The sequence below is a fragment of the Hydrogenophaga sp. genome, assembly GCF_050182545.1.
Lineage (GTDB): Bacteria > Pseudomonadota > Gammaproteobacteria > Burkholderiales > Burkholderiaceae_C > Hydrogenophaga.
On sequence record NZ_JBFXCD010000013.1, the window covers coordinates 54,291 to 66,656 of the forward strand.

A 12,366-nucleotide genomic window follows, 5' to 3' on the forward strand; every position below is an offset into this window, starting at 1 on the left:
GCGATTGTCGCCAGACGGCAATGGCAGCGCTGGCGCGGGGTCGATGCCCTGGAAGCACGACACGCTGGCGTGCGTCACAATTTCGCCTCCCGGACCCCGCCCCATTTCACTGGAGAAACCCATGGCCGTTGAAGGCAGCGCAGGCGACCTGCTCAAAGTCGTGACCCTTCTTGGCGCCGCCGTGGTGGCCGTTCCCCTGTTCAAACGCCTGGGCCTGGGCTCGGTGCTGGGCTACCTGGCCGGCGGTCTGGTCATCGGCCCGTTCGGCATGGGCCTGATCAACGACCCGGCCACCATCCTGCACATCGCCGAGCTCGGCGTGGTGATGTACCTCTTCGTGATCGGGCTGGAGATGCAGCCCTCGCACCTGTGGAGCCTGCGCCGCGCCATCTTCGGCCTCGGCAGCCTGCAGGTGGTGGTCTGTGGCTTCCTGCTCACCGGCGTGGGCCTGGCCTTCGGCTTCCCGCTCGGGGTGTCCTTCGTCAGCGCCATGGGTTTCGTGCTCACCTCCACCGCCGTGGTGATGCAGGTGCTGGGCGAACGCGGCGACATGGCCCAGCCGCGCGGGCAGAAGATCGTCGCCATCCTGCTCTTCGAGGACCTGCTGATCGTGCCGCTGCTGGCGGTGGTGGCCTTCATGGCCGCGCACGAACCCGGCGCGCAGGCGGTGGCCGAACAGACCTCGCGCTGGGCCACCATCGGGCTGGCGCTGGGCTCGCTGGTGGCGCTGGTGGCCGTGGGCACCTGGCTGCTCAACCCGCTGTTCCGCGTGCTGGCCCGGTCCCGCGCGCGCGAGGTGATGACCGCCGCCGCCCTGCTGGTGGTGCTGGGCGCGGCGCTGCTGATGCAGCTCGGCGGCCTGTCCATGGCCATGGGCGCCTTCCTCGCGGGCGTGCTGCTGTCCGAATCGACCTTCCGCCACCAGCTGGAGGCCGACATCGAACCCTTCCGCGGGCTGCTGCTCGGCCTGTTCTTCCTCAGTGTGGGCATGTCGCTGGACCTGGCCGTGGTGGCGCGCAACTGGCCCCTGATTGTGGGCGGCGTGCTGGCCATGATGGTCGTCAAGGCGCTGTGCATCTACGCCGTGGCGCGCTTCGCGAAGAGCTCGCACACTGATGCGCTGGACCGCGCCGTGCTCATGGCCCAGGGCGGCGAATTCGCCTTCGTGCTGTTTTCGGCCGCGCTGGGCGCGCGCGTGATCGACGCCACCGTCAACGCCAACATGACGGCCATCGTCGTGCTGTCCATGGCGCTCACGCCATTGATGGTGCTGGTGCACAAGCGCTTCGCGCACAAGGACGCGGGCGTGTCCATGGACGGCATCGAGGCGGTGGACGGCCAGCACAGCGCCAGCGTGCTGGTGATCGGCTTCGGCCGCTTCGGCCAGATCGCCAGCCAGGGCGTGATCGCGCGCGGCGCGAGCATCACCATCATCGACAACGACGTGCAGATGATCCGCGACGCCGAGGCCTACGGCTTCAAGGTCTACTACGGCGACGGCTGCCGCTCCGACGTGCTGCACGCCGCGGGAGCCCACACCGCGCAGACGATCCTGGTGTGCCTGGACAACAAGGAGGCCGCCACCCGCATCGCCGCGCTGGCGAAGACCGAGTTCCCGCAGGCGCAACTGCTGGTGCGCGCCTTCGACCGCGAACACGTGCTGGACCTGCGCAAGGCCGGCGTGGACTACCTCGTGCGCGAGACCTTCGAGTCCGCCATGGCCATGGGCCACCAGGCCCTGCTGACCATGGGCGCCGAGCAAGAAGAAGCCAGCGCGGTCATGGAACACCTGCGCCAGCGCGACGCCGAGCGCATGGACCTGGAAGCGGCGGGCGGGATGTTCGCCGGGAGGGCACTGGTGCTGGGGAACCAGGTGAAGAAGGCCGCCGCGCAGCAGGAGGCGCAAGCGCCGGCTTGAAGTGTCAACGAAGAACGTTGTCAGGGCCGCCTGGGGCCTGTGGTGTGAATCGCCTCTATCTGGTGCGACTGGGCGTGGGTGATGCCGGCGTCCATGAGGACCTAAAACCGCGCTTCGTCATTCGCGTACCCGCCAGAAAGCGGCGCCCGGTGAGCTGCGCGGCCTGCGGGTCGACTGCGAGCTGGCCGAGCAGGTGGAATGGCGTCCTACTTGAAATCTCGAAGTCGCAGGATCGTTTCTGCTTCCAAGAAGGCTTCCAAATTTTCGAGTGTCTCGAAACAATGAGGTAATTCTGTTTGTGCGCCATTCACCGTTTCGAACAGGGTTAGCTGAAAGCAACCTTCGACGTTCCGAATTTCACCATCTACCCTGCACGATCGGTCCGCACTATCTATCACCACCGATGCGGTGATGGAACGCGATGCTACTAAGGGAGAGTATCTGTTGATTTTTCGCAATTTCTGGGCCTTTTGTTGTCTTGGGGCGTGAATGCCGAAAAGCACGCAGGTCGCGCCAAGAATGAGAACCCATCCGTAAACACCGCCACGGCGTCCGTTCATGTGCAAGGTAGTCATGAAATCGATGAATGTCTCAAGCATGACGAGTCCGCCTATGAAATACAGTCAACTGACGGTCCTCAGCACTGGCATCAAGATTCAGTCGGCGCATGCAATTGTGGTCAGCAGAATCAAATGGGCTGCTGAGGCGGTCATGGATTTCCCAGAGGGTAGAGAGTTGTTCTTTGGCTCTTTGCATCCCAAGAGAATCAGGCTGGAGTTGCCGAATCGGCCAGACCCCAAAACTTGTCAAGCAGCGACAAGTTGAATTGAATGTCCATAGGGCATGTTTCTGCCTTGAACAAGTTGGCCGCTTCGTTCGACCAAAAATTTGATGGGCCGAAGAAATATGGGCCGATCGCAAGCTCTAGGCCTCCCAAGAAGCCCTTTCCTCTATCGCTGGGCCCAATTGAGTATCGTATTACATGACGTCTGTCGATTAGAAACTCCCATGAGTACCACCCTTGACTCTGGTCAAGAGGCTTCGGGGTGATCGCGATATCGAACACCGATCTACCACGATCTTTGTAGTAGCGAAGAATAAGCACCCTTAGTTTTTCGAGATCTTCTCGTGAATTACTTAGCTGCATAAAATAATCCTTCACTTTCCTTGAAATTGAAGCCCTGCTCAATGAGATAATTGTACTCCTTTGAGCCAAAGGTACCTGTTGGAAACTTGGATGGATCGGAAGTGAATATGAAACTCTTGCTTTTCTGAATTTGTTGATCGAGGAAGGCCTTGTTGATTTTTCACATTTGACCTGAACCAATAATTCCGGAAACCTCATCCCAATCGGGCATTTGAAAGTAGGTGGCGCCCATTCGTTGTGCTACCTGCTCGTATGAATTGACATTGTCAGGCAGATAGCGGCCAAGAACCACCACCGAGCTATGGGCATTGTTGGTTGAATTTTTGGCCGCCTCCTGAAACATCCTGGAAACGTATTCAGGGTCGCCTCCGTCGCGGTAGACATTGTTCCGCATGACGGCTGCAATGAACTCTTCTGAAGGTTCTGCAAGCTTCCTGATTGCACCACCTGCCAGAGGCACCACGCCCACGGCCGCCCAGAAACGGCTGACCTCTTCACCGGTGAGCGTGCTCTTGCCGGTGATCAGTTGCGCAACCGACTCAGCACTGCCGTAGATTGGCAGCAATTCGGTGGTCAGTTGTGCAAACTGCTGGCCCTGTTCGGGTGTCAGCCCGCTGTGCCGTGCGATCTCGGCGAGGTTCCCCGCGCGCTCCAGCGTGGCCACCTGCTGGTCGATGCGGCGGAAGTCCTCCGCGGTGCAGGCTGCACCGCAGGCGTTGGTCAATCGCGCGTTCTCCTGGCTGACGAGCTGGCGCACCCGGGCATACGGGCTGTGGCTCACGTAGTTGAGCGCGGTCTGGTTGAGCGAGGCGGCTGTACCCGCCGTGCCACCCGTGGCCGAGCCCACAACCGCGCCCGCCACCTGCGTCAGGCCCTGGCGTACAGGCTCGGGCAAGTTCATGCCGGCGATGGCCTCGCCGATGGTGGGGATCACTGCCGCGCCGGCGCCCGCGCCGACGGCACCGGCCACGCCGCCACCGAGCGCGCCGATGGCTGTGTGCATGGCCACGCGGTATTCACCGCCTTCGTCCCACTTGCGGGCTTCGGCTTCGTTGCCTTGACGGCGCAGCTCAATGGCTTTTGAGTCCGCGAACTGCGCACCCGCCTTGACCGCCTGCTGCCCGAATGCCTTGGTGATGACGACCTGCGCCTGGACTTCGTCGCGCACCTTGTCCTTGTCGAAGATGGTGGCGATGCCGGTTTCGGCATCCCCGGTGCGCGCGGAGGTGTGGCCTGCGATGCCGGAGATGGCGGCGACTGTGGTGCTGCGGGTCGAGCCCTTGTCTGTGCCAACGCCCGCACCGCTGTTGCCCAGTTGGCTGCCCACACCAGCGCTCACGCTCACGCTGCTGGCCTCGAAGCGGGCGTTGTTCTGTACATCGGCGAGCGTCACGCCGCCCTCGCTCTCGAAGCGGTTGCGGTTGAGATCGACGGCCACCTGTGTGCTGGTGATGGCGCCGCCCTTGAGTTCGGTCTGGCCTGTGACCTCGACCTGGAAGCCGCCGTCGCCGGCGCGGATGCCGCTTTGCTGAGCGACCGAGCTGTGTTCGGCCTCGATCCTGGTGCGGCTCGCGTTTGCACTGGCACCGCCCGCGCTGCTGGCCGAGCCACCCTTTTGTGAGCTCGCTTCGCGCCACACGCTGGTGTCTTGCAGGCTCTGGATGCGCAGGTGGCCACCCACCGTCGCCTTGACCGTGTCCGCGGCCACCACCGCGCCGGCGAGGGCTGTGTCGCCACCGGATTCGAGCTGGACGAGTCGGCCCGCTTCGATGCGGGTGTTGTGGTGGCTGGCCTCTTGCCCGTCGCCCGCGCCTTGGCCCGACTGCGCGCTGGCGCTGAAGGACCAGCTGCCGTTGTAGGTCGCGCTCACGCTGGCGCTGCTGTGCTCGCTGCGGCTGCGTTCTTGCGCGGTGTTCCTCGCCGCGCTCAGATCGATGTCGCCGTCTGCGCTGAGGAGGACGGACTCAGCGGCCACTTCCGCCACTTTTTCTGAGCCAGGTGTCGCAGGGCGGCGGTGATGGTCACGTCGCCGCAGTTACGAAACTCTGTCAAGCAGTTCGTTGGCCTATCCAGATGACATTGACTATGGCAAGTAGGATCAAGCAAAGGGTAGCCAAGTATGTACGCGCGGCTTTATCACCACCAGCGGAGAAGTCGATTTTGTAGTTCATTGGAGGAAACATCCTTCTGCCATTGAGAAAAGCATAGAGGTTCCAGGTCAGATACATCGATACGCCAATAAATCCACACAGTTCATACTCGTTGGTCGATGGGAATAGTGCAACGGAAAGCATACTTATCACAGCAGCAAGCATGTACAGGTGCTTCATTTCTCTTCCTCCAATCGAAACAAATCTGCTTTTACGCGCTTCACAAACGCATCCCATCCACCGGCAAGTTCAATGAGAGCAACGGCTCGCGTAGCATCAGTTGTCGGATATTGCAGCACGTTCTCGAAGAACCATTGCCCACCACGCTGTGACAGTTCGCTCAGCGACTGGTCAGTCAGGGAACTGCCTGTAAGGGCTTCACCAGCACTGGCAATCAGCCCCACTCCTCCAAGCACCGCCCCGGCACCCCCACAGGCGTCACCAACGACCCCACCGTCGCCCCCTTGCCAATGTCCTTGAACACCTGTTTATCCAGCGCCTTTACATAAGCCTGCGACGACGGATCAGCCATGTCGAGGTTGGCGCCCGTACGAATGCAATCGGTGGTAGCACACGGGTGGTATTTCGGCTCATATACCTTGCCATCCAGCACCACCGTCTGGCTGTAGCGGCCCTGGTCATCCAGCGGCCGGCCCGTCAGGCGATCTCGCGGAATGTTCGGGTCGTTGGCGATGCCACCGCGTGATGGCGTGTACCAGTCATAGGTCTGACCGGTGTTCTGCCTGATGTAGACGACCAGTTCCGCATCGGGTTGTGGCGGGAGCACCTGCACCAGCGTGCCGCTTTCTCCCACCGTCCACACGGCGCCCTTGTCGTAGATGGCGTCTCGCTGCGCTGGGTCCACCACCATGCCGGCGACCACGCTTTCTCCGGTTTGGGTGTTGCCCGCGTTGCGCAGCGCATTTTCGATCTGCTCAGCCGTGTACCTGCCCTTGCTCTTCTCGGCCAACTCCTGGGCGAGCTTTCTCTCATCCGGATGCAGTTGCCGGTTGTTGGCATCGACCGATGCACCCGTCGCCGCGCCGGCTCCGCCACCGACGACAGCACCCATACCGGCGGCCGTGAGCGCGGTCGCGCCTTGCGCAATGCCCTTGGCCAGCGCGCTGTTGACGCCCAGGTCTTTCAAGCCTTGTTCGATGCCGTCCTGCAAATCCCCCAGCAGGTTGGCGCCTGCGCTGCTGGCGGCCGCACCCATCGCGCCACCGACGCCACCCACCAGCGCGCCGGCCACGGTATGCAAGGCCACGCGGTATTGCCCGCCTTCCTCCCACTTCGTGAGCTCGCTTTGCAGTTCGGCCCGCCTGGCCGGATCGGTTTCGGTTTCAAGTGCTTGCTTGATCGCCCGCTCCTGGCTGCCCGCGTAGCTGGCCACCGCTTTGGGTGCGGCCTGGGTGAAGGCCAGGGTGATGGCGACTTGTGCGTCGACCTCGGCCTTCACGCGCGCCTTGTCAAAGATGGGCAGCAGGCCGGTTTCGGCATCCCCGGTGCGCGCGGAGGTGTGGCCTGCGATGCCGGAGATGGCGGCGACTGTGGTGCTGCGGGTCGAGCCCTTGTCTGTGCCAACGCCCGCACCGCTGTTGCCCAGTTGGCTGCCCACACCAGCGCTCACGCTCACGCTGCTGGCCTCGAAGCGGGCGTTGTTCTGCACATCGGCGAGCGTCACGCCGCCCTCGCTCTCGAAGCGGTTGCGGTTGAGATCGACGGCCACCTGTGTGCTGGTGATGGCGCCGCCCTTGAGCTCGGTCTGGCCTGTGACCTCGACCTGGAAGCCGCCGTCGCCGGCGCGGATGCCGCTTTGCTCCCGGACCGAGCTGTGTTCGGCCTCGATCCTGGTGCGGCTCGCGCTCGCGCTGACCCGCCCGCGCTGCTGGCCGAACCACCCTTTTGTGAGCTCGCTTCGCGCCACACACTGGTGTCTTGCAGGCTCTGGATGCGCAGGTGGCCACCCACCCTCGCCTTGACCGTGTCCGCGGCCACCACCGCGCCGGCGAGGGCTGTGTCGCCACCGGATTCGAGCTGCACGAGTTGGCCCGCTTCGATGCGGGTGTTGTTGTGGCTGGCCTCTTGCCCGTCGCCCGCGCCTTTGCCCGCGCTGGCGCTGGCGCTGAAGGACCAGCTGCCGTTGTAGGTGGCGCTCACGCTGGCGCTGCTGTGCTCGCTGCGGCTGCGTTCTTGCGCGGTGTTTGTCGCCGCGCTCAGGTCGATGTCGCCGTCTGCGCTGAGGAGGACGGCCTCACCGGCCTTGACCTGGCTGCCGCGCACGAGGATGTCACCGGCCGCGGTGGGAGGCTCTTGGACAAGCTCAGGGTGAACGGTGGGTCCGCGGGCGATCAGGCGCACTTCGCCAGCGGCGCTCAGGGTCGATCCGCGGGCGTTGTCCTCCTCGCGCTCCAGCGTGTGCTGGCTGCTGCTCGAGCCGAGGGTGAAGGTGATGCCCACGGCGCTGCCGGGGTCGGCTGCGATGGCGGCCCCGGCGCTGTAGGCCTGCATGCCGGCGGCCGTGGCGCCCAGCGCTTTCATGCGGGTGCTCTCGGTCTTGTCGGTGGCCTCCAGCGTGTTGCCGACGCTTTGGACGGCCTCGACGAAGGCGCCGCCTGCGCCCACGCTGATGCCGCTCTGGCGGGCTTTGTCTTCCCGGCGGCTGCGCTCGCGGGTGCGAGCTTCGGTGATCTGGATGTGCTGCGCGCGGATGTCGATGTCGCCCTGCGGCGAGAGCACGTCCGAACCCACCTGCTGGTAGCGCTGGCCCGCGGCGATGCGCACGTCGCCCTCGATGGCGCCGACGGTGGATGCGGCCGCACCCAGCGCGCTGCGTTGCTGTTCGCTGCTGTGTTGCTGGCTGCCCAGCATGAAGCCGCCATCGGTGTCCATCAGGCCGCTGCTTTTCTGCTGCCGCAACTCCGTGCTGCTGGCCGTGGTGGGCGCGGCGCTGATGCGCACGTCGCCACCGGCTTGCAGGTACGTCCCTGCGTCGCTGATGACGTTCGAGCCGTGCACCGTGAGGTCTTGTGCGCCGCGGATGTCCACGGTGTGCCCACCGAGTTCGCTGGCGATGGCATCGCGGGTGTTGATGGTGCTGCGCGTGGTGAGGCTGCTGCTGGAGAGAAAGCCGCTGGAGCGCTTGTGGTGGGCGTCGGCGAAGTCCAGGGTCTGCTCACCCGCGCTCACCTGCACGTCGCGCCGCGCCTGCACCGTGAGGTTGCCTTCGCTTTGCACGTTCGCGGCGTGGGCGCTGAGGTCGCGCCCGGCCTGCAGTTGCAAGACCCCTGCGCTGTCAATGTGGGTGCCGACGTCCCCGGTGCGCGCGGTGCGCTGGCGGTTGTCCGGGTTCCAGTGCAACTCGTCGGTGGCGCGGGTGCGCACGGTGTCCAGACGGAGGTCGCGCTCCGCGATGAACCGGGTGCTGCCATCGCCCGCGTCGCTGGTGATCTGTGCGGCGGTGAGTGTGATGTCACGACCGGCCTGGGCGAGGAGGACGCCTGCATCTGCACTGACGTGCAGGCGGGCCACGCGCTCGATACCGGTGCGCTCGAAGGCGTTGACACCCACCTGCGTGGCTGTGGTGCGGGCCGTGCTGGCGACCTGCAGATCGCGCCCGGCCTGCAGCCCGATCGCGTCGCTCGCGCGAATCTCACCGCCCCGCACGCTCAGGTCGCGCCCGGCGCTCAGCAAGGCTGCGCCTTCGGTGGTGACGGTTCCTCCGTGGCCGATGTCGCCCCCGGCGTCGATCTGCACCAGTTGCCGCGCGCCCAGGGTGCCGCTGTTGAGCACGTCCCCGCTCACCTTGATGTGCAACGCCTGGCCGGCCATGAGCCCGCCGCCCGGCGCCAGGTCGCCCGCGCGGGGCGCGAGGTACACGCGCGGCACCAGGGCTTGCCGGGTGCCGCCGTCGGGCAGGGTGATGGTCTGCGTGACCAGCCAGACGATGTCGCTGGTGAGGGCGGCGACTTGTGCGCTCGAGAGCGCGATGCCCGGGCGCAGCTCATGGGTCTGGGCGAAGGTGGCGCCCGCGTTCATGAGGGCGAGGAACTGGGCTTCGTCGTCGTGGTACGCCCCCAGGAAGCGCCGCCCCGTGAGGCGGCCCACCTGCTCGCGGATGAGGCGCTGTTCGTAAAAGCCGTCGCCCAGGCGTTTGTGCACACTGCCCGGCTCCACGGCCAGGGCGTTGAGCAGGTAGTCCGAGCCGAGCCACTGGCGCAGGTCGGCAAAGCGCGGATCGGTCTCGATCAGGTAAGCCGACTGCGGGTCCGGGCTGGGCTGAAACAGGCCGGCGCTGTCCAGGGGCGCGATGGCCTGCCCGCCTGCGCTGCGCGCGACGTTGACGGGCTGGCCGCGCTCCTGCGCCGCCTGGTAGGGGCTGTGGTGATAGTGGCGGTCGTCATTGTTGAACAAGCCGTCGTCGTGGTATTGGCTGAGCACCGCCTGGCCGCTGAGTTCGGTGCGCGCGATGACGTCGCTGCCGCGGTTCTCCAGCGCCGCGCCCGAGACGTTCAAGGTGCCGCCGGCGAGGATCTCGCTGTTGTGGTTCACAAGCTCGGTGCCCACGCTCAGCCGCATGTCGCCACCGGAGACGATCTGCCCGGGCGCGCTGCTGACCACGTGAGGGATGTACTCGGTTCTTGTGGCGTCGATCACGACCCAGTCCCTGAGGGTTCGCGCGCGCACGCTGGCGTTGTAGGCCTCTATGCGCTGGTCCAGCGCGTTCTGCTGCTGGTATTTGTGCGCGTTGTACTGGGCCAGCTGGATTTGCCAGGCCGCGTATTCGGCCCATTGCGGGTGTGAGCAGCTGGCGTTTTCGTCGTTGCAGTCGGCTCCCGTGTACACCGGGGCCGAACCGGGCGGGGCCACGCCGAAGTGCTGCCAGATGGCGTGGCTGGGGGCGTAGGTGTCGCGCTCGACGGGGTTGCATTCGGAACAGGGTTGTTCCTGCGTGCGGCTGAGTTGGACTTCGAAGTGTTCAGCCCAGTTGCCTGCGGGCACGGCCCACAGACGGGCCAGCGCGGGGTAGTCGGCAAACGGGTAGTCGGCCGAGGGCAGCAGCACGCGCCAGCTGGCCACGTCGGCGTAGTGGTCCAGGCGGTCGAAGTTCAGGCCCAGCTCGTGCTGCTCGTAGTCCCTGCCACCGTGGCGCAGGCGCAGGTAGCGCTCACCGGGCTGGGCAACGAGTTCGGTCTGGAAGTGGTCGTTGGCATTGACGAGCACCGGGGTGGCGATCTCCAGCCCGCCCAGGGCTTCGATGCGCGCCGAGCGGTTCTCGATGCGCTCGCTCGCCAGCAGCTCCATGCCGCCCAGGCTCAGCAGTTCGGCGCCTTCGGTGTTGTGGATCTGCGTGGCGTCGATGGCCAGATGCTGGCGCGCGGCGATGACCGCGCCGTTCTCGTTGCGCACGCCCTGGGCTTGGAGGTGGATGTCATCGCCATAGACACGCGCGCCCGGGCCCTGGGTGAGCCAGCCATTGGTGTGCAGAAAGAGTTGCGTGTCGGCGGCGAGCGTGCCGGCGTTGTTCACCCCCAGCCCCGCTTCGCTGCCCACGAGGTGGATCTTGCCGGCGTACATGCCGCCCAGGGCCGCCACGTCGAGCATGAAGCTGGGTGCCGGGCCGGCGCCGGCGATGGGCGTGGGCTGGGGAACAACCGCACCCGCAGCGGCTGCAGCACCGGTGCTGGCCGCAACGCCATGGGCGCCCGCCACCACCGTCAGCGCCTGCGCCCAGATGCCGGCGTTGACCTGCACCGCGCGCGCCAGGATGCTGGTGTGTTCGGCCGTGTGCGTGTCCAGCCCCAGCCCCTCAATCCGCACCTGGCCGCGCTGCACCCGAAACGATTCCAGCGACCCGGCGTTCATCACCGGCGCGCCGGTGGTCAGCGTCACGCCGCTGGCGTTGATGAAGCCGCCGCCATTGACCTCGATGCCCGCCGGGTTGGCGATGACCACTTCGGCGCGCTGGCCACCCACTTCGACGTGCCCGCCAAGGTGGCTGGGCTGGCTGCTGTTGACCTCGTTGAGGATCACGCGCGCGCCGCCGGTGGCCAGCCAGGGATTGCCCTGCACCCAGCCGCCCAGCTGGGTGGCGGTGTCGGTGCGGCTGTTGTTGAGGACTGCCCCCTGGGCGTGCACGTCGAACTGGCTGTAGGTGTTGCGCGAGACGCCGGCGGCGCTGGGTGTGGTGATGTTGACCAGCGGCACACCGTTGGGCGCGGCCAGCACGGTGGGGCGTTGGGTGCCCGGGGCGCTCGGGTCGGCCACGATCTGGGCCATCAGCGGTGGGGTGAAGAAGCCCACGGCAGCGCAGACGGTGGTGGTGGTGGCTTTGCCGAACGAGCGCGCGCACTCGGCCACGGCCACGCGCAGCCCGCGCGCGGCGTTGAACACCACGCGGTGACGCTTTCTGTTCATGAAGAACTCCCTGGAGATTGTTGTGATCAGCGGGCATCACAACCGAGGCTCGGCCCCAGGGAAATACTTCACAAGCACTATATTTTTAGAAGCCCGGGACACCGTCTCGGGTTCAGGGGCCTAGGTCACATGCTCACAAGCATGATTTCAGCCGCTCCCTTCGCAGAAGGTTTATCCCCAGTCCTCAAACAAGGAAGCCGTGCCCGAAGGCCGTGCACCTTCGATCGCCAACATGCGCAGCTTGGTCGCCACACCGCCACCCGCAGAAAAGCCGCCCGCGCGGGCACCCGCCGCGAGCACCCGGTGGCACGGCACGATAGGTGCGAACGGGTTGTGGCCCAAGGCCTGCCCGACGGCGCGCGACAGGTTCGGGTCGCCGAGTTCGTGCGCCACCTCGCCGTAGGTGCGCGTCTGTCCGGGCGGTATGGCGCGGGCGATGGCATACACGGCGCGCTGGAACGGCGTGAGCTGGCGCATGTCGAGTTCGATCTCGCGCAGGTCGCTGCGCGAGTGGCCTGCCAGCAAGGCCTGCACGCCCTCGATGGCGGCCTGCACGGGCGCGGGCGGCCGGGCCACCTCGGGCAGCGGGGGCAGGCCTTTCAGCAGGCGCGCGCGGGTGCGGGGAGCGTCGGCCTCGGGCAGTTGCACCGCCACGATGCCGCGCGGCCCCCAGGCGATGCCGCAGTCGCCGATGGCGGTGGGGAACAGGGTGTGGCCGCCCTCGCCCATGGTCG

Annotated in this window: 8 protein-coding genes; 1 reads left to right on the top strand and 7 read right to left on the bottom strand. The window is 65.8% G+C overall.

Going from position 1 to position 12,366, the window contains the following annotated elements:
* Positions 1–121 precede the first annotated feature (121 nt).
* Entirely contained in the window at positions 122–1,918 is a 1,797-nt protein-coding gene (locus AB7P10_RS14185) for a monovalent cation:proton antiporter-2 (CPA2) family protein (protein ID WP_428294490.1), read from the top strand.
* Between the two features lie 206 nt (positions 1,919–2,124).
* On the opposite strand, the gene AB7P10_RS14190 is transcribed toward AB7P10_RS14185, so the two are convergent.
* The 7 genes from AB7P10_RS14190 to AB7P10_RS14220 all read right to left on the bottom strand — a co-directional run bounded on the left by AB7P10_RS14190 (position 2,125) and on the right by AB7P10_RS14220 (position 12,361).
* The gene (locus AB7P10_RS14190) at positions 2,125–2,517 is read right to left on the bottom strand and encodes a hypothetical protein (RefSeq protein ID WP_428294491.1); all 393 of its coding nucleotides are present in this window, start codon (positions 2,515–2,517) and stop codon (positions 2,125–2,127) included.
* Positions 2,518–3,225: 708 nt separating this feature from the next.
* A complete protein-coding gene (locus tag AB7P10_RS14195; protein ID WP_428294492.1) occupies positions 3,226–5,040 on the bottom strand; it encodes a hemagglutinin repeat-containing protein in 1,815 nt (604 codons plus the stop codon).
* Positions 5,041–5,113: 73 nt separating this feature from the next.
* Complete coding sequence (locus AB7P10_RS14200) at positions 5,114–5,395, bottom strand: hypothetical protein (protein ID WP_428294493.1); 282 nt, start codon at positions 5,393–5,395, stop codon at positions 5,114–5,116.
* The gene (locus AB7P10_RS14205) at positions 5,392–5,619 is read right to left on the bottom strand and encodes a hypothetical protein (RefSeq protein WP_428294494.1); all 228 of its coding nucleotides are present in this window, start codon (positions 5,617–5,619) and stop codon (positions 5,392–5,394) included. The genes AB7P10_RS14200 and AB7P10_RS14205 overlap by 4 nt, the downstream gene beginning before the upstream one ends.
* Entirely contained in the window at positions 5,610–6,944 is a 1,335-nt protein-coding gene (locus AB7P10_RS14210) for a hypothetical protein (RefSeq protein ID WP_428294495.1), read from the bottom strand. The genes AB7P10_RS14205 and AB7P10_RS14210 overlap by 10 nt, the downstream gene beginning before the upstream one ends.
* On the bottom strand, positions 6,896–11,632 hold the full coding sequence (locus AB7P10_RS14215) for a hemagglutinin repeat-containing protein (RefSeq protein WP_428294496.1): 4,737 nt from the start codon (positions 11,630–11,632) through the stop codon (positions 6,896–6,898). The genes AB7P10_RS14210 and AB7P10_RS14215 overlap by 49 nt, the downstream gene beginning before the upstream one ends.
* 171 nt (positions 11,633–11,803) lie before the next feature.
* Positions 11,804–12,361 (bottom strand): methylated-DNA--[protein]-cysteine S-methyltransferase, encoded by a 558-nt coding sequence (locus AB7P10_RS14220; RefSeq protein ID WP_428294497.1) that lies wholly within the window; start codon positions 12,359–12,361, stop codon positions 11,804–11,806.
* Positions 12,362–12,366: the final 5 nt, after the last annotated feature.